The sequence below is a fragment of the Rhodococcus sp. P4_F3_2 genome (assembly GCF_056401335.1).
Map to the genome: position 1 here is coordinate 25388 of NZ_JBFUJN010000005.1, position 22761 is coordinate 48148.

20 protein-coding genes are annotated in these 22761 nt (G+C 63.7%); 11 read left to right on the forward strand and 9 right to left on the reverse strand.

Annotated features, from left to right (window positions below):
* Positions 1 to 3 precede the first annotated feature (3 nt).
* The gene (locus AC1DWA_RS06530; RefSeq protein WP_387404082.1) at positions 4 to 1095 is read left to right on the forward strand and encodes a S1C family serine protease; all 1092 of its coding nucleotides are present in this window, start codon (positions 4 to 6) and stop codon (positions 1093 to 1095) included.
* Between the two features lie 34 nt (positions 1096 to 1129).
* Positions 1130 to 1990, forward strand: coding sequence for an ATP-grasp domain-containing protein (locus tag AC1DWA_RS06535; RefSeq protein WP_477846162.1), 861 nt, complete (start codon positions 1130 to 1132; stop codon positions 1988 to 1990).
* On the opposite strand, the gene AC1DWA_RS06540 is transcribed toward AC1DWA_RS06535, so the two are convergent.
* Genes AC1DWA_RS06540 through AC1DWA_RS06555 form a run of 4 tightly spaced genes read right to left on the reverse strand, consistent with a single transcriptional unit; the run spans position 1979 to position 6535 of the window.
* The gene (locus tag AC1DWA_RS06540; RefSeq protein ID WP_477846163.1) at positions 1979 to 3526 is read right to left on the reverse strand and encodes an AMP-binding protein; all 1548 of its coding nucleotides are present in this window, start codon (positions 3524 to 3526) and stop codon (positions 1979 to 1981) included. The two genes, AC1DWA_RS06535 and AC1DWA_RS06540, sit on opposite strands and share 12 nt — an antisense overlap.
* Positions 3523 to 4761: a thiolase family protein gene (locus AC1DWA_RS06545; RefSeq protein WP_133728293.1), complete on the reverse strand. Its 1239-nt coding sequence runs from the start codon at positions 4759 to 4761 to the stop codon at positions 3523 to 3525. Before AC1DWA_RS06545 ends, AC1DWA_RS06540 begins: the two co-directional genes overlap by 4 nt.
* Positions 4758 to 5690, reverse strand: coding sequence for a fumarylacetoacetate hydrolase family protein (locus tag AC1DWA_RS06550; RefSeq protein WP_019746428.1), 933 nt, complete (start codon positions 5688 to 5690; stop codon positions 4758 to 4760). The genes AC1DWA_RS06545 and AC1DWA_RS06550 overlap by 4 nt, the downstream gene beginning before the upstream one ends.
* A 53-nt stretch (positions 5691 to 5743) precedes the next feature.
* On the reverse strand, positions 5744 to 6535 hold the full coding sequence (locus tag AC1DWA_RS06555; RefSeq protein WP_052740903.1) for a cyclase family protein: 792 nt from the start codon (positions 6533 to 6535) through the stop codon (positions 5744 to 5746).
* Between the two features lie 211 nt (positions 6536 to 6746).
* On the opposite strand from AC1DWA_RS06555, the gene AC1DWA_RS06560 reads away from it, so the two are divergent.
* Positions 6747 to 7373, forward strand: a complete 627-nt coding sequence (locus AC1DWA_RS06560; RefSeq protein WP_124566830.1) for a TetR/AcrR family transcriptional regulator — start codon at positions 6747 to 6749, stop codon at positions 7371 to 7373.
* A 13-nt stretch (positions 7374 to 7386) separates the two neighbouring features.
* Here AC1DWA_RS06560 and AC1DWA_RS06565 read toward each other — a convergent pair whose 3' ends face one another.
* The 3 genes from AC1DWA_RS06565 to AC1DWA_RS06575 are packed head-to-tail and all read right to left on the reverse strand — an operon-like array spanning position 7387 to position 9847.
* The gene (locus AC1DWA_RS06565; protein WP_477846164.1) at positions 7387 to 8370 is read right to left on the reverse strand and encodes an alpha/beta hydrolase; all 984 of its coding nucleotides are present in this window, start codon (positions 8368 to 8370) and stop codon (positions 7387 to 7389) included.
* A gap of 19 nt (positions 8371 to 8389) precedes the next feature.
* Positions 8390 to 9316, reverse strand: coding sequence for a PIN domain-containing protein (locus tag AC1DWA_RS06570; protein WP_428690171.1), 927 nt, complete (start codon positions 9314 to 9316; stop codon positions 8390 to 8392).
* Between the two features lie 54 nt (positions 9317 to 9370).
* Entirely contained in the window at positions 9371 to 9847 is a 477-nt protein-coding gene (locus AC1DWA_RS06575) for a GtrA family protein (RefSeq protein WP_073513418.1), read from the reverse strand.
* Positions 9848 to 9910: 63 nt separating this feature from the next.
* Between AC1DWA_RS06575 and AC1DWA_RS06580 the strand changes: the two genes are divergently transcribed.
* From AC1DWA_RS06580 to AC1DWA_RS06600, 5 genes are all read left to right on the forward strand, one after another.
* Positions 9911 to 11344 (forward strand): FAD-binding oxidoreductase, encoded by a 1434-nt coding sequence (locus AC1DWA_RS06580; protein WP_003943934.1) that lies wholly within the window; start codon positions 9911 to 9913, stop codon positions 11342 to 11344.
* Positions 11341 to 12102: a decaprenylphospho-beta-D-erythro-pentofuranosid-2-ulose 2-reductase gene (locus AC1DWA_RS06585; RefSeq protein ID WP_019746424.1), complete on the forward strand. Its 762-nt coding sequence runs from the start codon at positions 11341 to 11343 to the stop codon at positions 12100 to 12102. The genes AC1DWA_RS06580 and AC1DWA_RS06585 overlap by 4 nt, the downstream gene beginning before the upstream one ends.
* 90 nt (positions 12103 to 12192) lie before the next feature.
* A complete protein-coding gene (locus AC1DWA_RS06590; protein ID WP_477846200.1) occupies positions 12193 to 14046 on the forward strand; it encodes a galactan 5-O-arabinofuranosyltransferase in 1854 nt (617 codons plus the stop codon).
* Positions 14047 to 14119: 73 nt separating this feature from the next.
* Positions 14120 to 14728: a TetR family transcriptional regulator gene (locus AC1DWA_RS06595; RefSeq protein ID WP_024487671.1), complete on the forward strand. Its 609-nt coding sequence runs from the start codon at positions 14120 to 14122 to the stop codon at positions 14726 to 14728.
* Positions 14729 to 14827: 99 nt separating this feature from the next.
* The gene (locus AC1DWA_RS06600) at positions 14828 to 15460 is read left to right on the forward strand and encodes a hypothetical protein (protein ID WP_019746421.1); all 633 of its coding nucleotides are present in this window, start codon (positions 14828 to 14830) and stop codon (positions 15458 to 15460) included.
* 22 nt (positions 15461 to 15482) lie between these two features.
* On the opposite strand, the gene AC1DWA_RS06605 is transcribed toward AC1DWA_RS06600, so the two are convergent.
* The gene (locus AC1DWA_RS06605; protein WP_020968119.1) at positions 15483 to 16154 is read right to left on the reverse strand and encodes an MspA family porin; all 672 of its coding nucleotides are present in this window, start codon (positions 16152 to 16154) and stop codon (positions 15483 to 15485) included.
* A 335-nt stretch (positions 16155 to 16489) separates the two neighbouring features.
* On the opposite strand from AC1DWA_RS06605, the gene AC1DWA_RS06610 reads away from it, so the two are divergent.
* The gene (locus AC1DWA_RS06610) at positions 16490 to 18322 is read left to right on the forward strand and encodes a glycosyl transferase (protein WP_019746419.1); all 1833 of its coding nucleotides are present in this window, start codon (positions 16490 to 16492) and stop codon (positions 18320 to 18322) included.
* A 9-nt stretch (positions 18323 to 18331) separates the two neighbouring features.
* Here AC1DWA_RS06610 and map read toward each other — a convergent pair whose 3' ends face one another.
* The gene (gene map / locus AC1DWA_RS06615) at positions 18332 to 19096 is read right to left on the reverse strand and encodes a type I methionyl aminopeptidase (protein ID WP_020905776.1); all 765 of its coding nucleotides are present in this window, start codon (positions 19094 to 19096) and stop codon (positions 18332 to 18334) included.
* A gap of 49 nt (positions 19097 to 19145) precedes the next feature.
* Between map and AC1DWA_RS06620 the strand changes: the two genes are divergently transcribed.
* Positions 19146 to 19415 (forward strand): helix-turn-helix domain-containing protein, encoded by a 270-nt coding sequence (locus AC1DWA_RS06620; protein WP_003943854.1) that lies wholly within the window; start codon positions 19146 to 19148, stop codon positions 19413 to 19415.
* A 49-nt stretch (positions 19416 to 19464) separates the two neighbouring features.
* Entirely contained in the window at positions 19465 to 22755 is a 3291-nt protein-coding gene (locus AC1DWA_RS06625) for an arabinosyltransferase domain-containing protein (RefSeq protein ID WP_477846165.1), read from the forward strand.
* Positions 22756 to 22761: the final 6 nt, after the last annotated feature.

A 22761-nucleotide genomic window follows, 5' to 3' on the forward strand; every position in this document is an offset into this window, starting at 1 on the left:
TGGATGACCAAACGTGCGGGCAGACGCGGTCTGTGGACGGCCGCCGTTCTCGCAGCCGGACTCGGCGCCCTCGCACTGGTCGCACCGCCTCTGACGCCTGGCACGATCGAGTCCGCCCCCGTCACCGTCATCACGACCACCCCACCGGCGCCGGTTGTTCCGCTCACCCCGGAGGAGCTCTCGGCCCAGGTGGTCCCCACCATCGTCACCATCACCGCGCCGGCCGGATTCACCACCACCGCCGGAACCGGGATCGTGCTCTCCCCTGACGGAGTTGTGCTCACGAATCACCACGTCATCAGCGGAGCCTCGGACGTCACTGCCGTCAGCATGTCCAACGGACTGATCTACGACGCCGAGATCCTCGGGTACGACAGCGTCAGCGACCTTGCCGTCCTTCGACTCACGGGCGCCACGGATCTGCCGGTGGCTGTGGTCGGCAAATCAGCAGAAGCCACTCGTGGGGATGCCGTCACCGCAATCGGAAATGCGGAAGGCGGCGGAGTACCCGTCCCAGCTCCCGGCGTCATCACCAACCTCGGTGTCACCGTCAACACCCGCAACGTGTCCGACGGATCGCGAAACCAGTTGAAGGGCCTCATCGAGGTCGACGCGGATATCCGGCCTGGCGATTCCGGTGGCCCCCTGGTCAACGCCGTTGGCGAGCTGATCGGCGTCAGCAGTGCGGGCAACGCCGTCACCGACCGCACCGAAACCTCGCCGGCGCCTCAGTCCTACGCGATACCGATCGACACCGCGCTACCGATCGTCGAGCAGGTACTCGGTGGCCGCTCCTCCGAAACCGTGCGTGTGGGACCGACACCCGTGCTCGGTGTCGCAGTCAAGGATCACGCGGAGATGCCGGCCGGCGCGGAAGTTGTTGCCGTGAGCTTCGATTCGCCGGCCGAGCGGGTGGGGCTGACCAAAGGTGCGGTCATCACCGAGTTCGGTGGCAGCCGGATCGCGTCGTCCGCTGATCTCAACGCGGCGATGAGCTCGCGCCGCCCCGGCGACACCGTCGCGGTGACGTGGGTGGACGCAACGGGGCAACCCGGGACCGGTTCCCTGGTCCTCGACGAGGGGCCACCTCGCTAGTCGGACAAGGCGCCAGCCGTGAAAGCATCGTGGCATGACCACGGTTCTCCTGCTCACCTGTGACGGCGCCGCCCGCGAGGCGGATGTCGAAAGCAAACTCGTCATGGAAGCTCTCACCTCCTACGGCATCGCGTCGACGATGGCGCCGTGGTCGAGCCGGTCCCTCCTCGATATCGACGCCGACCTGGTTCTGATCCGGTCGACCTGGGACTACACCCAGCGCCTCGACGAATTTCTTGCCGTTCTCGATCAGCTGACCGCCCCGATCGCCAACCCGCTCCCGATCGTCGAGTGGAACGCCCACAAGGGATACCTCACCGAACTTGCCGCGGCCGGCGTACCTATCGTCCCAACCGCTGTGATCGCTGCCGGAAAGCGCGAAACACTCACCCTCCCTTCGTTCGAGGGTGCCGAGGTCATCGTCAAGCCTGCAGTGTCCGCCGGCGCTGTCGGAGTGGGAAAGTTTGCCGCCGGGTCCGCGAAGGCCCACGCTCACCTCAGCTCAATCCTCGAGAGTGGCAACGACGCGTTGGTCCAGCCCTTCATCTCGGACGTCGTAGACGGCGAGCGCTCGATCATCCACCTCGGCGGACGCTACTCCCACGCCGTCCGGAAGATCCCGGCCACCAACGACTTCCGCGTGCAGGAATTCCACGGCGGAACCAACTACCTCCACGAGCCTTCCGCCGCCGAACTCGCGGTGGCCGACGCGGCACTGGCCGCGACCCCATGCGGCCCCGGCGAATTGCTTTACGCGCGTGTGGACGTCGTGGGGCCGGTGGATCAACCACTGCTCATGGAAGTGGAACTGATCGAGCCCGAACTCTTTCTGCCATTCGCCCCGGGATCTGCCGACGCCCTCGCACGGGCAGTTGTCGCGTCTCTAGGTCTGTGAAGCGCCTCGGAGTGCCTTCTTGTCGACCTTCCCCAAAGCAGTGAGCGGCAACGCTTCCACAATTGAAATCTCCTTGGGCGCCCAGATCGGGCCCTTGTGTGATCTCACGTGTGCGACGAGCTGCTCGGGCGTGACCGACCATCCCGTCTTCAGTACGACTGCCGCGGTAACCGCTTCTCCCCATTGAGGATCGGGGACACCGAATACTGCACAGGCGGCCACTGCGGGATGATGTCCGAGTGAGTCCTCGACTTCGCGCGGGTAGACGTTGAATCCACCACTGATGATCGTGTCCTTGATGCGGTCGACGATCGAGATGAGCCCAGTTTCGTCGATCCGAGCAACGTCGCCGGTGTGCAACCACCCATTCGCGAGCGCTGCAGCGGTTTGTTCAGGTTTGTTCCAATAGCCGTCCATCACGAGCGGACCTCGCACACAAAGCTCGCCGGGTACGCCCGTCGCGGTCTCGTTTCCCTGCTCGTCGAACAACACCACTTCGACACCTGGCATCGCGCGCCCACAACTCCCCAGAACCGCGGGATCGTCCGTGTGCTCACGTGTATCGAGCACCGTCAACGCATTCGGGGCTTCGGCCTGACCGTAGTGCTGGCTCAGGATCGGCCCGAACACCGCCCCTGCCTGCGCGAGCCTGGTGGGGTCGATGGGTGCAGCACCGTAAAGCATCCAGTTCAGCCCGGACAGATTCGCATCCGACAGGCGTGGATGGTCGAGCAAGGCGTAGAGCATCGTAGGAACGACGAATGTGGCTGTGACTCCGTCATTTTCGATTGCGTCGACAACCCTGTCCGGGTCGAACGACCTGTGCAACTCGAAGCTTGCACCTCGCTGCAGACCGGGTGCGACGAGCAGACCGGCAGCATGAGACATCGGCGTGGTGAGCAGCATGGTGGTATCAGCCGGCCACTCCCACGTGGTGCAGGCCCAGGCATTGGCGACCAAAGATCGGTCCCTGAGCATGACGCCCTTCGGCTCACCGGTAGTTCCACCGGTGTAGAAGAGATACAAAGCTCGACCCTGACCGCCGAAGCCTGAACCTGTTCCCGCCGTAGCCAATTCACACGCTGATTCGAGGGCTGACAGTGACATCACTCGAGTCTGCGCCGCTTCGGCGCGCGCCTGGAACTGTCCGTCGGCAACCAACAGGAGATCGGTACCACTGTCTTTCAGCACCATCCTGTCGTTCTCTTCGGTCGCGAGCGGATGGAGGGCCGTGTAGCGCACGCCTCCCAGACACGCCGCGGCCATGACCGTGAATGCTTCAGGACACGGACCCGCAAGCAGGGCTACCCCGCCTCCGTCCGGCAGAGCGAGGCTACTGAGGACACCTGCAATCCGCTCTATCTGTTCAGCGGTCTGCCGATACGTCAGCTCGGCCCGATCACCGTTCCGATCCGTGAATCGAAACGCGATGTGGTCTGGTCGGCGTCGCAGCGCCGACAGAATCAGATCCGCATATCCCGCTTGCTCGTGCAAGCCTGGCGCCATCGGTTCATCGTTCATCATGTCCGCGTTCATCGTGGCCCTCCCAAGATCGTGACCGCGGCGACGGCTTCCTCGATGCCGTAGAGACCTCCGCCGTTCTCTGCGACCGCGATTCGAGCCCCGGGAACCTGTCGCCGCGCTGCTTGTCCACGCAACTGCGTGACAAGTTCGAAGACCTGCGCTAGTCCCGTTGCCGAGACCGGATGACCACGGGATTCGAGCCCACCTGACGGATTGACCGGACGCACGCCTCCCAATGAACTCGCACCGGACGCAGACCACGCGCCGCCCTCACCGATCGGGCAGAACCCCAAATTCTCGACCTGCTGTACTTCACCGAAGGCCGTGGCGTCGTGGACCTCTGCCACATCCACATCGCCTGGCCCGACTCCGGCTTCCTCGTATGCGCTCATTGCCGCTCGGCGACCGATGTGACTCTCCACGTCATCTGCGGCCCGATCCGTGCCTGACACCAAGCTGCAACCGAGTATCCGCGCCGCCCGCCGAGAGGAATCATGCCTTCGCGCAAAGTCTGCAGTGGTCACAACAATTGCCGCCGCACCGTCACTGACGGGCGAACACATCGGAACGGTCAGAGGCCACGCGACTCGCCTCGCGGCAAGCACCTCGTCGACAGTGAAGGGTTTGCGAAAGTGCGACCACGGATTGTGCACGGAATGCGCATGATTTTTGGCTGCTACGGACGCGAGTTCGAACTCGGTCGTTCCGAATCTCTCCATGTGCGCCCGAGCAAGAGAAGCGTAGATCTCCATGAACACCGACCGCTCACCCTGCGATCCGAGTTCACCCGGCACCGGAGCGGAGAGTGAGGCAAGGCCGGCGAGCGTCTCGTCGCGATGCGCAACGTCGAGTGCACCGTCGAACACCTCCAGACTTCGAGCGGGATCCGAGCACACCAGCTTGTCCACCCCGACCGCCAATGCGACCTCGGACAGACCGGCGCGAACGTGGGCGATCGCCAGCCAGAGTGCCGTTGCCCCGCCGGCGCAGGCATTTTCGACATTGACGACCGGGACTCCACCGAAACCGTAAGGCCTCAAGGCAATCTGGCCTGGGATCATGTGCTGCCGGTCGATCGCCTTCTGACTGACGGTCGCGTAGAAGACTGCACCGACGTCACCGCGGGTCAGGCCCGCGTCTTCGACGGCGTCGATCGCTGCACGCCCCGCCAATTCCGAGGCCGAGGTATCCGCGTGCCGCCCGAAGGGAGTCGCGCCGACACCGAGAACCATGACTTCGCCGCTCACGCCACCACTCGATTCCTCAATACACCGAGGCCGGCGACCTCGAGTTCGACTACGTCTCCCGGTTCGAGGAACCGCCCGTGTTCCAAGCCGCATCCACTCGGCACGGTGCCGGAACAGAAGACTTCACCCGGGTACAGCCGCGTGGAAGTCGAGGCGAACGAAATCACGTCCTCGAAACGATGGTCCATGTCGGCGCTGGTTCCTCGGCTCACCTCGTCTCCGTTGATTCTCGCGGTCATCTCGAGCTGGTACGGGTCACCGACTTCGTCGGCCGTCACGATCCAGGGGCCGAGGACATTCGCGTTCGAAAAGTCCTTGCTCTTACTGAGACCGAGTCCGGTGGAGATCTCCTCGAGCTGAGTATCGCGGGCGCTGAAATCGTTGAAGATGGTGTAACCGAAGATATGCGCAGGGGCATCCGCTCGTGAGATGTCGCTTCCACCGCGCCCCAACACACAGGCGAATTCGAGTTCGTAATCGCGCAGGCTCGAGTACTCGGGCCACACGACCTCAGATTCGTGTCCGGTCACCGCCAATCGGTTCGCTATGTAATACAGCGGGCGCTCCAACTGGATCTTCGGCAGTTCGACGTCCTCGAGTGCGACCCCTTGAATTCGGGCGCGAGCGTTGCGGAAGTGATCCATGAAGCAGCCGAAGTCTCGGATCTGGACCGGCTGAGGAAGCGGCGACATCCAGCGCACATCACCCGCGTCGACGATCGCACTTGCCGGCTGCTCGTCTGCGAGCCGATCCAGGATCTCCCGTGCCGCCGGACCACCTTCGATGATGGTTTGCATGGTTTCCAGTTCTGGAGCCGGTTTTCCCGTCACATCATGATGAGCTCGCTCGAGTAACAACAGTTGCTCGCCGCTGCCCGTCACCAGAGCCGTCTGCTGGGTCTTTTCGTACTCGACGGTCGCAAGTTTCATTGTGAATCAATACCTTTCACTGAATTGTTCGTTAGGTGAGGCGGGAATTCTGCTCAGACGAACGCGACCACACGAGCCGGGGCAGCGCTGGCTCGCGCAAGCTTGATCGGGAAAAACGCCACGTGAAATCCCGAGGGCGGAAGCGCGGCGAGGTTCGCCAGTTGCTGAACGATGAATACTTCACGTGCGCGTCCGGCCCGGTGCCCGTCCCAGAGAACCGAGTTGTCGCCGGTGTCACGAAATTTCTGCGCCATGACTGCAAAGCTCAAGTCCCAGCCGGCAGCGTCGGTGCCCAGCACCTTCGCGCCTTGCTCGGCGAGAAACAGCGTGCCTTCGCGACTCATCCCTGGATACTGAAAGAACCCAGGATCGGCCAAGGTGAAGCTCTCTTGTCCGGTACGGAGCAACACGGCACCACCCTGGGGAACGGACGCACCGTTTTCCGCCAGGGCAGCTTTCAGCGCGTCCACCGAGATCGGCTGATTCGCCTCGCACCGGCCGCGCAGGTCGAGCACCACTGTCTCGCAGAACAATTCATCCAACGCGATGTCTGTGATCGTGCGAGAAGGCTTACCCTCCGAGGTTGATCCGTAGTGCAACGGCGCGTCGACGTGTGTGCCCAGATGGCTGTTGAACTCACTCAACATCTCCGATCCCCACCCCTCACCGTCCGGAAGATCATGAATTCCGCACTGCAGTGCTGCCGCGAACTCGTCGCGTCCGGCACCTGCGGGGTGCGAGTAGGTCACCGAGGGGGCAACGACGGAAGCCAGTGCCTTCAAACCCTCGGGGAGCAGTTCCCGATCGGCCGGATCGAGAGTTCTAGTCAGATCGATGAGTTCCATGTCCGCCCATTTCCGTTAAGTTATTGGACGCTCAGCATAGAACTGGACGATCAACATAGGCAAGAGGGTGTCGCGAGAGGAATACGGCCGTCCGATGACCGGCCTCGTAGCATGAGTGCCGGTGCGCAGGTCTCGGCCCCGACGGGCACGTCGACGTCACCGCGTGCCGGAATTGGCTGCACTCGAGAACGAAAGAAGGCAGGAACACCGAATGGCGTCGACACGCAAGCAGGAGATTTCCGAGGAAACCAGACGGCGACTGGTGAAGGCCGCGGCCGAACTGGCTGCGGAAGGCGGGTCGGCCGCTATGTCCGTACAAGCCGTGGCGGAAAGATCCGGCATCAGCCGAGGGTCTGTGGCCTGGCACTTCGGATCGAAAGACGGGCTTCTACGAGCCGTCGTCGAAGACGCATTCCGGTGGGGCATGGAGAAGTTGCGCGCAGAGTTGGCATCATCCTCGGCGACCGGAATCGAAGCATTGATCGAAGCCAACTTCGTGTTGATGTCGTACCCCGAGGCACGAATTTTCTCGACCATCCTGATCGAAGCCGTGATTCCCGGGTCCACCATCCGCGAGACCTACGCAGAGCAGTACGTCGCAATGCGAACGCTGTACGCGGACTACCTGCGTTCGATCGACACACCGGTCGCCAATCCGGAGTTGGTTGCCGTCACCCTTCTGGCCGGCACTCTCGGGATCAACCTCCAACATCGCCTCGATCCCGACAACGTCGATCGACGTTCGGCGGTAACCGAACTCGAATCGATCTATGCCCGCGCGATGGCATCTACCGCAACGTCAGGGCACGAGAATCCGGCAGCACACGAGAATCCATAGGCGAACCGGAAGTTCAACTTCCCGAACAACTTTCGCCCGCAGCCTGGGGCGGGACCGCATCGAGCCTGGCGCGAATGAACCTGGCAACGTCACGTAGCGCGGCCCGGCTCTCCGGCAAGCCAGGCCAGACGGCGGGAAACGCGTGAACCTGGCCGTTCCAGATCTGCAGCGAGCACGGCACCCCCGCGGCGGCGAGCCGTTGCGCCATCACCTCCGAATCGACTCTGAGCACCTCGGATTCGGCGGCGATCAGCAACGACGGCGGCAACGCGGCAAGATCGCCGTCGACGGGCGAGTTCGTCTGTCCGCCAAGCTTTCCGATCGCCATCAATGCCGACACCGGGGCGATCACGTCGCGTCGAGCGTTGGCATGGACCGATTTGGTGGTGCAATCGAGATCGAGGAGCGGTGAGAGGCCGACAAGACCGGCCGGAACCTCGAGCCCCGCGGAAACTGCCGCAAGCGCCGTCGCGAAGACCAGGAAACCTCCGGCCGAATCACCTACGAAGACAACCTTTTCCGGCAAGGCTCCCTGTTCGAGAAGCCACCGGTACGCATCCAGACAGTCGTCGACGGACCCGCTGATGCTCGTGCTCGGCAACTGCCGATACGCGATGTGCAGGACCGGAAGGCCGGTTCGCTTGGCGATGCCGGCAACGACCGGCCGATGCGTGTTGAGCCCGCAGCACATGAACCCGCCGCCGTGCAGGTAGAGAACTACACCCTCGCGCAGATCAGCCGTCGAGCCTGCCGTCCGGACGAGTTCACCGTCGAATCCTGGAAAACGAATCGCTTCCCGATCGATCCCGGACGGAATGCGTACACCCGCGGCCGAGTCCAGAACTGCGGCGCGGCGCATGGCGCCAGGCGTCAGCGGCGCGATCCCAACTACGGGCCGAAGCATCCATCGACACGCGTTGTAGAGGACCTGCGATTCGATACTCGGCCTGCCGTATCGAGTTCCGGTCCTACGACTGACTGTCGGCAACAGAGACATCTGTCCAGATTAGAAGCGATCAGGCACCGAAGAGGTCGACTTCGTCGAGATCGTCGACGATCGTGACCTTTCGTTTCCGCCCGCCGATGACCTTGCCCAGACCACGCAGTCCACCGGACTGAGCTTTCGGGGCGGGCTCGATGCGCTGCGGCGCAACTCTCGTCCGCGCTGCACGCTGTACGGGCTTGGGTGCGGGAGCTGATGCCGGTGCCTCCGGAACGACGGGCGCCGCCGGAACCGCGGGTTCGGGAATCTCTGCTGGAACGACCGCTTCCGGCTCCACGAAGCCCTGAGCAACCGGCGCCTCGGGCGCGACCTCAGCGACCTCAGCCACCTGCTCCACCTGCACCGGTCCGTCGATCACCGGGATGTCCGACGCCCAGCGGACCCGATACTCGAGGCCGCGCGATGCCAGTTCACGCGCGAGATCCGCGTGCCAGACCCCGTCTTCGCCTTCGCCGTATGCCCGTGCGTCGGAACTGACCCAGATGACGTCGACCTCCGGGTTGCGGTCGGCGAGATCGAGCACGGTCAGCCAGTTCAGCGTCGCCGGGTAGCCGTCTCGCTTCTTCTTGTCGGTATAGGGCCGACGCAGCGAGATCGCCCTCTCGGCCACCTCGAGATGCGACACGTCGACTGGATCGACCACTTCGACGCCGATCGCCACGAGGTCTTCGATCACGTCGTCGACGTAGCCGTCGGCCTTGTCGTGAGCCGCGTCGACGAACCTCGTGAGGTCGCGCCGCAACCCCAGTCGGTCGTACATGCGCGCCTGGACGCTCAGGGCCGCGATCATCTCCGCCGATTCCTCGCGGTAGCGGCTCGCAACTTCGAGCACGACCAATCGAGGCACGACGACGCGGTGTCCGAGTGCGCGAGCGTCGGCGATGGCGGCGTCGAACCGTGCGCCCCTGGTCAGGGCCGAAGAATCGAGAACGATGATCATGGGCTCGATTCTCTCTCGAGAAACCGGACGAATGCGCTAATCCACCCCGAACCGTTACTTGATCTTGAAGATCACTGCCCGCTGAACGATGAAGTTGATAACCGTCGCGGTGCCCTGCGCGATGACGAAGGCCAGCGGCATGCGCCACCACTCGTCGGCGAGCACATGCACCATCAGCGCGTTGAGCCCGACCTGAACCGCAAAAGTGACCGCGTACAGCACGACAACAGCGATGAAGCGGGCGCGAGAAGGCTCGGCCTTGAACGTCCACCGCCGGTTGATCAGATACGCCGTCGTAGTGCCGGCGATAAAGCTGATCGACTTGGCCACGCTCAGATCGAGGCCGACGACCTTGAACAGGAATGCGTACAGCCCGTAGTCCACGACCGCCGACAGCCCACCCGTCGCGACGAACCGGACGATCTGCGTTTTCAGGTCCAACGCGTCGTCGGCGATGTCCGTCGTGACAGGAATCTCGACGGGCAGCGGGACGTGGGGTTCGTGCTGGTGACTTGCAGGTGTTTCGGGCACGACGACGAGAGTAACCACTCGAGTCGGAGCCGTCGGCACTACTCCCAGGTAACCTCTACCTTGATGTCCACGACAGCAGAAGAGACGCCGCAGCCGGCTCTCCACACCCAAGCCCGCACCCTCACCGGTTGGGGACGCACCGCCGCCACCACCGCACAGGTGCTGTCCACCCCCGACGTGGAAGTGATCGCCAACGCGGTCGCCCAGGTTGCGGAACAGAACGATTCCAAGCCATCGCATCTGCGACGCGGCGTCATCGCGCGCGGCCTCGGCCGCTCGTACGGCGACCCGGCGCAGAACGCCGGCGGGCTGGTCATCGACATGAATGCACTCAGCCGCATTCATCGCATCGATCGCGACACCGCTCTGGTGGACGTCGACGCCGGTGTGAATCTGGATCAGCTGATGAAGGCTGCTCTGCCGTTCGGCCTGTGGGTTCCGGTCCTGCCGGGTACTCGCCAGGTCACGATCGGCGGCGCCATCGGCTCGGACATCCACGGCAAGAACCACCACAGCGCAGGTAGCTTCGGCAACCACGTCGTGTCGTTGGATCTACTGACGGCCGACGGCAAGGTTCGCACGCTCACCCCCAAGGGCGGGCGCAACGACCCGAAGGCCGCACTGTTCTGGGCCACGATCGGCGGCATGGGCCTGACGGGCATCATCTTGCGGGCAACCATCAAGATGACACCGACCGAGACGGCGTACTTCATCGCCGACGGCGACGTCACCAACAGCCTCGACGAGACCATCGCGCTGCACAGCGACGGCAGCGAGGCCAACTACGAGTACTCGAGCGCCTGGTTCGACGCGATTTCCGCGCCCCCGAAGCTCGGCCGTGCGGCAGTCTCGCGCGGATCTCTGGCGAAGCTCGACCAGCTTCCGGCCAAGCTGCAGAAGAACCCGCTCGCCTTCGATGCGCCGCAGTTGCTGACGTTCCCCGACGTCTTCCCCAACGGGCTGGCCAACAAGTTCAACTTCACCGCGATCGGTGAGGTCTGGTTCCGCAAGTCCGGCAAGTACCGCGGCAAGGTCCAAAATCTGACGCAGTTCTACCACCCGCTCGACATGTTCGGTGAGTGGAACCGGGCGTACGGATCCAACGGATTCCTGCAGTACCAGTTCGTGGTTCCGCCGGAGGCCGTCGACGAATTCAAGAAGATCATCGTCGACATCCAGCGCAGCGGGCACTACTCGTTCCTCAACGTGTTCAAGCTGTTCGGCGAGGGCAACCAGGCGCCGCTGAGCTTCCCGATCCCGGGCTGGAACATCTGCGTCGACTTCCGCATCAAGCCGGGCCTGAACGAGTTCGTCACCGAACTCGACAAGCGTGTCCTCGAATTCGGTGGGCGCCTGTACACGGCCAAGGATTCGCGGACGTCCGCGGAAACTTTCCACGCCATGTACCCGCGCATCGACGAGTGGATCGCGACGCGCCGCAAGTACGACCCCACAGGCGTTTTCGCCTCCGATATGTCCAGAAGGCTGGAACTGTGATCAACGCTGTAGGTAACCCGCAAACCGTTTTGCTTCTCGGTGGAACCTCCGAGATCGGCCTCGCCATCTGTGAGGAATACCTGAAGAAGGCGCCGCTCCGCGTCATTCTTGCGGCACTTCCCGGCGATCCGGGACGCGAAGCTGCGGTCAAGCAGCTCGAAGCGAAGGGTGCCACCTCGGTGGAGCTCATCGACTTCGACGCCGTTGATTTCGAATCGCACCCGAAGGTGATCGACCAGGCGTTCTCGAACGGGGACGTCGACGTCGCGATCGTCGCCTTCGCATTGGACGGTGACTCCGAAGAGCTGTGGCAGAACCAGCGCAAGGCGGTTCTGGTCGCAAACGTGAACTACACAGCGTCCGTCTCGGTCGGTGTACTTCTCGGCGAGAAGATGAAGGCTCAGGGCTTCGGCAAGATCATCGCGATGTCGTCGGTTGCCGGCGAGCGCGTCAAGCGTGCCAACTTCGTCTACGGCTCCACCAAGGCAGGCCTCGACGGTTTCTACCTCGGACTCGGCGAGGCTCTCGCGGAATTCGGACCGCAGGTCACCGTCGTTCGCCCCGGCATGGTGCGCACGCAGTTCAGTGCCCACGTCAAGGAAGCTCCGCTGACGGTCAACAAGGACATCGTCGCGAAGCTCGCTGTTGCCGCCTCGGACAAGGGCAAGGAAATCGTCTGGACTCCCGGCCCGTGGCGTTTCGTCATGATGGGTCTGCGCCACGTGCCGCGCCCGATCTTCCGGAAGTTGCCGGTTTAAGCTCCTCCCGTGCCAGAAACAACGACTGCTCCGAGTACAGAACTTTCGACCCCGTCGCCGTGGCGTAATGCCGCGGCGACGGTGGTGGAAATGGCCCTCGGAGCGCTGGTCGCCGCTGTTGTAGCCGCTGTCGGGCTCTTTGCTTTCGGCCGAGTGCAGTGGCCGGCGTTCACGTCTTCCAACGTCACGCAGGCCGTCACGACGGTGCTGCAGGTGCTCTGCATCGCAGTGGTCGGTGTTGCGGTTCTGATGTTCCGCGCCCGCAAGGCCGAGCGGGTCGCAAAACTCCTCTCGTGGGCCGGGCTCTCCGGTTTCGTCACCACGACGCTCGGACTTCCCCTGGCCGCGACGAGTCTGTATCTGCACGGCGTCTCGGTCGATCAGCAGTTCCGGACCGAGTACCTGACCCGGCTGACGGATTCGGCTGCGCTGCAGGACATGACGTACGTGGATCTGCCGCCGTTCTACCCGGCCGGCTGGTTCTGGATCGGTGGACGCGTCGCGAACCTGCTGGGCATGGACGGTTGGGAAGCCTTCAAGCCCTACGCGATCGGCTCGCTGGCTGTCGTCGCCGTCGTTGCACTCGTGTTGTGGACCAAGCTGATTCGACGCGATTGGGCCGTAGTCGCAGCGTTGGCCGTCACTGCCGTCGTGTTGGCGTACAACTCCCCCGAGGCGTACGGCGCCGTCATCAACCTCCTGATCCCGCCGGTGCTGATCCTGGCGTGGGGGGCTCTCGATCGCCCGGGTGCCTCTCGATTTGCCGGAGCCGGCGCAATTCTCGGGACGGGCCTGTTCCTCGGTTTCGCCGCAACCGTCTACACGCTGTACCTCGGATTCGCCGCATTCGCCGTGACTCTGATGGCAATCGTTGCCGCAGTACTTGCCGCCCGCGCTCAGAACACGTGGAAAGCCGCACTGGGTCCCCTTGTCAGGCTCGCCGCAATCGCGATGATCTCGGGTTTGGTCGCTCTGACGGTCTGGGCGCCCTACCTGTTGAAGGCACTCTCGGGTGCCACTGCAGAATCCGGCACGGCAATGCACTACCTCCCCGATTCCGGTGCGGTACTGCCCTTCCCGATGCTGAGCTTCACCCTCGTCGGCGGACTGTGCCTACTCGGCACGGTCTGGCTGATTTCTCGTTTCCTCTTCTCCCGCCGCGCCCGGGCACTCGGTATCGGTGTCATTGCCGTGTACCTGTGGGCACTGCTGTCGATGACGTTCACCGTCGCCGGCAGTACGCTCCTCGGTTTCCGACTGGAGCCGGTTCTGATCGGACTCCTTGCCGCCGCCGGCGTGTTCGGATTCTTCGAGTTCGCCGGTTGGATCGTCCTGGCCACCAGCGAAAATCCCCGCGTCAAAGCGGTACTGGTTGCACTCGGTGTCATCGGAGCCATCGCCTTCGCGCAGAACATCCCGCAGGTGCTGGCGCCGGATATCGCTGTGGCATACAGCGATACCGACGGCAACGGCGAGCGCGGGGACAAGCGACCTCCAGGAGCAGAAGCCAATTACGCGGACATCGACCGGATCATCCGCGAACAGTTGGGACGCGAACCCCATGACACGGTGGTACTCACCGCCGACATCGGCTTCCTGAGCTTCTACCCGTACTTCGGTTTCCAAGGGCTGACGTCGCACTACGCAAACCCCCTCGCCGATTTCCGTGCCCGCGCCGCACTGATCGAGCAGTGGTCGGAACTGAAGACCCCTGACGAACTGATAGCTGCGCTGGACGCGTCGCCGTGGCGCAGTCCCGACGCCTTCGTCTTCCGCCAGGGCGCCGACGGGTACACACTGCGGTTGGCCCAGGATGTCTACCCCAACGACCCGAACGTCCGCCGCTACACGGTCACGTTCCCCAAGGAACTGTTCGACGATCCTCGTTTCACAGTCACCGAGCAGGGCCCGTTTGTGGTCGTTACCCGCTCTGACGCGATCTAACCAGGAGATACGTCACAAAAGGCTTACCGTCGGGGTCGTTGACGCGACCCCGACGCACCCCTAACTTCATACCGTGACCCGAACCGATGCCCGAGCGGCAATGATCGATGCAGCCGAGCGTCTGGTTGCCGAACGAGGTCTGGCCGCTCTGACGCTTCGTGATGTTCAGACCGAAGCCGGACAGGCCAACAAATCGGCTGCGCAGTATCACTTCGGTTCACGTGAAGGTTTGCTGGCGGCCGTCGTCGAGTCCAGAATGCGACCTGCCGGTGAGCGTCGACGCGAGTTGCTCGACACGATCGATCTCGACGCGAATCCACCGACGATGCGTGCCCTCGTCGAGGCTCTCGTCCTGCCGTTGGCGGAACAGACCATCTACCGCGAGGGCACGTTGTACGCACGGTTCCTGGTGCAGTCGATCTTCGACCCGGCCATGTCGTCGACCATCCGTGATCACATGCAGGCCGAGAGTTTCCGCGAAGTTCAGCGGCGGATAGTCACTGCGTCCTCGTTGCCGGCAGAGATCGCCGAACTTCGGGCGGCAACTCTGACCGTGCTCGCCGTCGTCACTTTTGCCACGTGGGAGGGTCGCGTCGACAGCCGAGAACGTGCTCACGTGATTGTTGCCGACCTGATCGAAAGTTGCCTCGGAGCACTCTCGGCCCCGGCTGCGCAAATCTGACACGCTGTCCGGCGAGTTTGTTTCCGAAACTGCCGGGGTACTCAGCCCCTCCAAGCGCAGTCGAGCAAACGGCCGCATCAACCACCGGCGGGGTAGGTGATGACAGTGAGCGAACTCGTTACGCAAAGCCGCGAGCTTGTACCGCATCGTGCAGTTCTCGATTCCGCAGAACATGTTCTGGTCATTGCGCGCGGCAAACCGTTCGGGCGCGAGCAGGCCTTCCACGAAGTGTTGAGCGTCGCGATTCGCAATCGCATCGAAGTACTCACTCTGGCAAGGGCTCTCATCGACGTTTCCGAGTCCCGCGACTACCGCGCGATCCCGACCGACACCGCACACACCGTTGCGGTGCTCGAATGGGGTGAGCTACTCGAGATCCCGACCGAACACCACGAGAAGTCCAGAGCCGAATCGGCTGGAGACGCCGATGAAACGAACGACTTCGACGATCCGATCGAGCCGGAGTATCTGGTCGAGACCGACGTGGGAGGACGCGTCGTCTTCGTCGCCCTCGCGTTCACGATCGGCGGGATAGTCGGATTCTTCGCGCACGACTGGGCGCTTCTGCTTCTGATCACCGCCGTGTACCTCGTATGGATCGCGGCACGGCTGGTCGCGAAACTCGTCAGCGTGTCCCGCAGTGCCCATTGGGCGGACGCCGAGCCTATTCGTGGCACCGATTCGACAACTCACAACGCGGAACGCTCCCACCACCACGCTGTTGCAGCGTGAGGGCGGGAGCGCCGGTACTGCACTACAACCGTTGCGGCACACCGTAAGTGACGACGGTATCGCCATTCGACGTGACAGCCTTCGCGTAGGGCCTGATGGTTACCGGCCCGATTGCTCCCTGTACGTATCCGTGAACTCCGGAGAGCCGGACGGCTGCTTCAGGTCCGTCGAATTCCTGGTCTTCGAGTAGCGCGACGTCGGTGATACCGCCCGGCGCCAGATCGACGTCCAGTTCCTGTGAAGGAATGATGTCGCCGCCGATGGCGAACCCGTTCGAAATGTCCAGGCCCAGTTCGAAGTCCGGAACCAGACCGATACCGAGGTTCGTTCCGCTCTCGACTGCCCAGTCGAGGCCGGGACTGTTGAGAACAACCGTCGCACCGGTCAACGCGATCGGATAGCCGATTTGATAACCGATCGTCAGCTTCGTGCCGGTGAAACTTGCTGCGTCCGGCCCGTCGATCTTCACGCCGGCAACCCCGTCGTGGAAGAACTCGACACTCAGCGGTGAGCTGTCGAGAGGCGGAAAGACGTGGATAGCGGTATCAGCCTGATAGACCTCTATCCGATTTCCTTTGACGTCGGTGATCGAACTGGTGTTGTCGACGCCTGCCGACGCCGTCCCACCCCCCAGGACAACGGCCAGTAAGGCCACTGCTCCCACTGCGCTACTGCGAACTGCTGTCTTCGACATGCACAAGCACCATCCCATCCGGTATAGGCCCCGGACGTAGGTTCCAACTCTTCGTCGAGGATGGGATTCGTCGGGGCTGCCTGAACAAACGCGAGCAAGATCCTTGTTGCGATACCCCGGTCACGAACCCGTCAAACGATGCACGAAAACATTACTTTCCGGACAAGTCGGGTGGCCCGGTTTGTCCCGTCGACTGCGCCCGCTCGCGGACGCGAACCGTTTTGTTCGTTACTCTGACAGAGGAAGTTATCGAATCGAGACCTAAATAGGCCACCCCGAACTTCTGAGAACTGCCACTTCAGGGATGGGCGCCAGAACCGAAAGGCACCGACTGCATGACCGAGACCTTGCCCGACGTCCAACTGCTCGAAGAAGCACGTCCAGGGCGAGTCCGTTCAGCAGTGCGGCGCTCGGTCGTCCAGCGCGGGCGTCTTGTCGACCTCGCGATCATGGCGACGTTCACCGTTGCGGCGATCTACGTGATGTCGAACCTGTGGAGCGATCTGCAGTCCGGCTATCTGTTCAACGCGGGCCGCGACCAGGCCATGTGGGAATGGTTCTTCGCCGATACCGCTCACGCCCTCGCCCAGTTCCGCAGCCCGCTGTTCAGTGACCTGCAGAATTACCCGCTCGGCGTGAACCTGATGGCCAATACCGCGATGTTCGGCATCAGCATCCCGCTCGCCCCGATCACGCTGATTTTCGGACCGACGGCCACGTATGCGATCGGGCTGACTGCCGGACTCGGCGGCACCGCCATCGCTTGGTACTGGGCATTCTCGCGGCACGTGCTGACCGGTGTCTCCGTCCGCTCCAAGATCGCCGCCGCCGTCGGAGCGGGGTTCTGCGGATTCGCGCCCGCCATGATCTCGCACGCCAACGGTCATCCGAACTTCGTCGCTTTCTTCGTACTCCCCTTCATCTTCTTGCAGGTAGTGCGCATCTCGAACGGCAAGCGTCCGGTTCGCGACGGAATCGTTCTCGGCCTACTCGTCGCGTGGCAGATCTTCCTCGGCGAAGAGCCGCTCCTCATCTTCACGATGTCAGCCATGGTGTTCGGCGCCGCCTATGCACTGCCTGACCTGGCCAAGTCGCGCCAGGCGATCAAGCGCGCGATGCCCGGTCTCGTGATCGGCGGCGCGGTCACACTCCTGATCACCGCGGTGCCGCTGTGGTCGCAGTTCTTCGGCCCTGCGAGCTACGACGGCGTCTCACACGGTCAGGCAGGCAACGACACCGCTGCACTCACCACGTTCCCGACCGAATCGGTTGCGGGTGATCCCGAGGGCGCGGAGTTCCGGATGAACCCGACCGAGGAGAATGCGTACTTCGGATGGCCGTTGGTGCTCCTGCTTCTCGGTGCAACGGTGTGGCTGTGGCGCATCCGTCTGACCCGCGCTGCCGCCGCCGTGATCGTGGTGATGGGTGTGCTCTCGCTCGGTTCCGAACTGACCATCGACGGTGACAAAACCGGCATCACCCTGCCGTGGAAACTCCTCGCCGACTTGCCGTTGTTCGAATCGGTGCTCGAATCCCGATTCGCGATGGGCGCGATTCCGGCGATCGGGCTGCTGCTCACCCTCGGCACCTACCGCGCTTTTGTCGAACTTCGTGGACCGCGCCGCACGGCAGCCGGTGTCTGGCTGGTGGCGCTCGCCGTCGCGATGATTCCCCTCATCCCGACCCCCATCGACGCCGATCAGCGATCTGCGACGCCCGAATTCATCACCAGCGGCTCGTGGGAGAACTACGTCAGCGACGGCACTCTGGTGACGGTCCCTGTCGCGAGCGCCGAGGACGCCCGCGCACTGAGCTGGCAGGTCGACGCCGACTTCGGCTTCCCCATTGCCGGCGGGTACTTCGTCGGCCCGGATTCGAAGACCCGCGCCGGAATCTACGGCGCCGAGTCCCGGCCCACCTCGACCCTGCTGGTCAATGCCAAACAAACCGGCAAGGTCCCGTTGATCGACGTGGGCACCAGGGCGAACGCACTGACCGACCTGCGGTACTGGCACGCCGATGTACTGGTGCTTCCCCGATTCTCCGGCGACGACGCCCTGCGCCACACGGTCGACGAGCTGGTCGGCTTCGACGCCAAGCGCGTCGACGACGTGTGGGTGTGGGACGTACGAGACCTCGTGAGCGGCAAGACCTCCAACCAGAGCTGAGCGGGTTGATCAGCGGGTCATGATCACCGGACCGTCTTCGGTGATCGCGACAGTGTGCTCGCTGTGCGCAGCCCTGGCGCCCGAAACGGTGCGAAGGGTCCACCCGTCGGCGTCGTGCCGGTAGTCGTCGGTTCCGTCGGCGATGAGCATCGGTTCGATGGCGATGACCAGGCCGGGCCGTAACCGGAAGCCTTTGCCTGCTCGACCTTCGTTGGGCACGTCCGGCCCTTCGTGCATCTCGCGGCCGATGCCGTGCCCACCGTGATCGGCGAGCATTCCGTATCCGAGGCCGCGCGCGTACTGTCCGATCGCGGCACCGATGTCGCCCAATCGGTTTCCGGGCTGGGCGGCGGCAATGCCACGGGCAAGTGCCTCATCGGTCGCGTCGATCAGTGCCTGATCCTCACTACTTCCCTGTCCGACGGTGAAGCTGATGGCGGAGTCGCCGCACCAGCCGTCGAGTCTCGCACCGCAGTCGATACTGACCAGGTCACCGTCACGGAGTCGGTACCCATTCGGGATACCGTGCACCACAGCATCGTTCACGCTGATGCAGGCGACACCGGGAAAGGGTATCGGCGCCGTCGCCGGCCGGTAATTCAAGAACAGCGCCGAGGCGCCCGCAGCCGAAATGACCTCCGCGGCAACGGCGTCCAATTCGAGCAACGTCACTCCGACGCTCGCCGCCTCACGCGCCGCAGCCAGCGCCTGCGCGGTGATTCTCCCCGCCGCCGCCATCGCGTCGATTTCCCCTGCGGTCTTGATTTCGACCATCTCGAACACCTTCCTTGTCGAATAACTATACCGGTATTACTATAAGCACATGGTGCGCGTGCCGCTGACGGCGGAAGAACTCGAACGAGGACTAAGACTGGGTGAACTCCTGCGATCGGCGCGGGGGGACCGAAGCATGGTTCAGGTAGCGCTCGACGCCGGTATCTCCGTCGAAACGCTGCGCAAGATCGAAACCGGACGCATCGCGACACCCGCCTTCTTCACCATCAGCGCGGTCGCGGAAGTGTTGGGTATTTCACTCGACACCATCGCCCGAACACTTGAAACACCACAATCCGAACAGGAAGTTGCATCCTGAGTAGTTCTCTCAGGATGTGTGGGCCCGCACTCGCCTAACATCGTTCCTTGTGCCGTCTGAAGTAGTAGTGCCCCCGAAACCCGTGCCCACTGGCCCCGAAGCTCCCCGAGAATCGGATTCCCAGAGAGTCCGGACGGCACGACTCATCGCGATAGTCACCGGCCTTCTTGGCCTGCTTCTTGCACTCGCGACGCCGTTCCTGCCCGTCAAGCAGGAAGCCGCGAGCATCGACTGGCCGCAGGGTGGGACCGTCAACAGCGTCTCGTCGCCGCTGATCTCCTACTCGCCCACATCGCTGGACATCAGCATTCCCTGTTCCACCCTGGACCAATTGGGCGGCAGCGGCGGCACACTGCTCTCGACCATGCCGAACGGTGCGCCGGACCGAAACGCCCGCGGCCTCACCGTCCGCACCACTGCCGACCGCCTGGAAGCACTCACTCGCGATTCGGTGTTGATCTCGGCTCCGCTCGATCAACTGAGCGGGTGCACGGCGATCACCATCACGACCAACTCCGAGCAGACCGTCGCGGCGGTCACCGGAATCGACGGCGTCGGCACCACCCTGACCGGTGACTACCGCCCACAGGTTGTCGGCATCTTCACCGACCTGCAGGGCGCAGCGCCCGCCGGACTGTCCGCCCACATGGACGTCGACTCGCGGTTCTCGTCCAGCCCCACACTTCTCAAACTGTTCGCGATGATCGTCGCGGCACTCTCGACCATCGTCTCGCTGTACGCACTGCACCGGATCGACGGCGTCGACGGCCGTCGTGCCCGGCGGTTCCTTCCGGCACGGTGGTGGAAGTTCACCGGCATCGACGCCCTGGTGATCGGCACGCTGGCGCTCTGGCATGTGTTCGGCGCCAACACTTCCGACGACGGTTATCTGCTCGGCATGGCCAGAGTCTCGGAGCACTCCGGGTACATGGCGAACTACTTCCGTTGGTTCGGCGTCCCCGAAGCGCCGTTCGGTTGGTACTACGACGTGCTGGCGCTGTTCGCGAAGGTCAGCACCGCGAGCATGTGGATGCGCCTGCCCGCGTTGATCGCCGGCATTCTGTGCTGGATGGTCATCAGCCGCGAGGTGATACCGCGACTCGGTGTTGCGGTGCGCCGCAACAAGGTTGCCATCTGGACGGGCGGGCTCGTGTTCCTGGCCTTCTGGTTGCCGTACAACAACGGCCTGCGTCCCGAACCCATCATTGCCCTCGGCGCCCTGCTCACGTGGTGCTCCATCGAACGCGCCATCGCCACCGGACGTCTGTTGCCCGCCGCGATGGCCGTGCTGATCGCCGCATTCTCGTTGGCCGCCGGACCTTCGGGGCTGATCGCCATCGGCGCGTTGATCGCCGGAGCCAGGCCGATCCTGCAGATCCTGATCGCCCGCGGCAAACGCGTCGGCTTCCTGTCCCAGGTCATGCCGATCCTCGCAGCCGGAACCGTGGTTCTTGTCGCAGTCTTCGCAGATCAAACCCTCGCGACAGTTCTCGAATCCACCAGGGTGCGAACCGCCGTCGGGCCGAACGTTCCGTGGTTCGAGGAGCGGTTGCGGTGGGACGCACTGATGACCATCTCCCCCGACGGCTCACTGGCCCGCCGCTTCGGCATGTTCGTCATGATCGTCGGACTCGTCTTCTGCGTCATGATGATCCTGCGCAAGGGCCGGATCCCCGGCACCGCGATCGGGCCCTCGCGCCGAATCCTCGGCATCGTGTTCGCGTCGCTGCTCCTGATGCAGTTCACCCCCACCAAGTGGACTCACCACTTCGGTGTGTACGCCGGTCTGGCCGCTACGGTTGCCGTGCTCGCCGCCGTCGGCGTGAGTGCGTCGAGCATGCGTTCCAAACGAAACCGCGCGCTGTTCGCCGCGGGCATCCTGTTCATCCTAGCTGTGGCGTTCACCAGCTCCAACGGCTGGTGGTATGTCTCGAGTTACGGCGTGCCGTGGTGGGACAAGCCGCCGTCAATCGCCGGCAAGGGATTCTCGACGGGTTTCCTCGGCCTCACGATCCTCGCCCTGCTGCTGGCAGCCTGGTACCACGTCATGGAGCCGCGCGAGCGAAACGGCACAGAAGACAGCGTCAAGAAGACAAGGCGACTTCGCCTTCTCGCCCCGTCACCGTTGACCATCGCGGCCGGAGCCGTCGTGCTCTTCGAGGTGCTGTCCCTACTCAAGGGAGCGGTCGCTCAGTACCCCGCGTACTCGATCGGCAAGTCCAACATCGAATCCGTCTTCGGCGGAAGCTGCGGTCTCGCGGGTGAGGTACTCGTGGAGTCCGATCCCAACACCGGCGTCCTGCAATTGGTGGACAGGCCCACCGACCTCGCCGGCGCCGGAGCTTTCGGTGCAAGCGAATCGACCGGATTCTCGCCGGACGGAGTCGCGGGCGACCTCACCGCAGACGCCGAGGACTCGACGGCGGGCAGTGCAAACAGCCTCGACAACACGACCTCTCAGTCCGGCACCACCAGCACGCCCGGAACCGGATCCGGAACCGCTGGCGGCTCGCAGTCGACCTCGGGCGTCAACGGCAGCAACGTCGCGCTCCCGTTCGGGCTCGACCCCGCAAAAACGCCGGTGCTCGGTAGTTACGGAGCGCCCCAGAACGCGTCGCTGACCACAGGTTGGTACTCACTGCCCGAGCGCAACGACGCCGCACCGCTCCTCACGGTCGCCGCGGCCGGACGAATCCGCTACGTCAACTCCGACGGCATCGTCACCCCCGGCGCGGTCTTGCAGGTCGAGTACGGCAAGAAGCAGGCCGACGGAAGCGTCGACGCGCTGGGACGAGTCGATCCGATCGACATCGGCCCGTCGCCGTCGTGGCGCAACCTGCGCGTTCCGATGGATCAACTGCCCGCCGACGCCGACACCGTGCGTCTGGTGGCCAGTGACACCGACATCAGTGCCGACCAGTGGCTGGCGGTGACACCGCCGCGAGTGCCGACCATGCGCACGCTGCAGGACGTCGTCGGATCCACCGATCCGGTGCTGATGGACTGGGCCGTCGGTCTCGCCTTCCCGTGTCAACGCCCGGTCGATCATCTGTACGGCGTCGCCGAGATCCCCGAGTGGCGCATTCTGCCCGACCGCATCGGCGCGGAGTCCACCAACGCCTGGCAGGACCACTACGGCGGCGGACCGCTCGGTTGGACCAGCGAACTGCTCTCGGCCAGGGCATTGCCCACCTATCTGGACAACGACTGGGATCGTGACTGGGGTTCGCTCGAGCAGTACACACCGCTCGATCCGGACGCGATTCCCGCGCAAATGAACGTCACCACCGAGACCCGTTCGGGCACCTGGACACCGGGCCCGATTCGTTACCAGTCGTAACTGTTA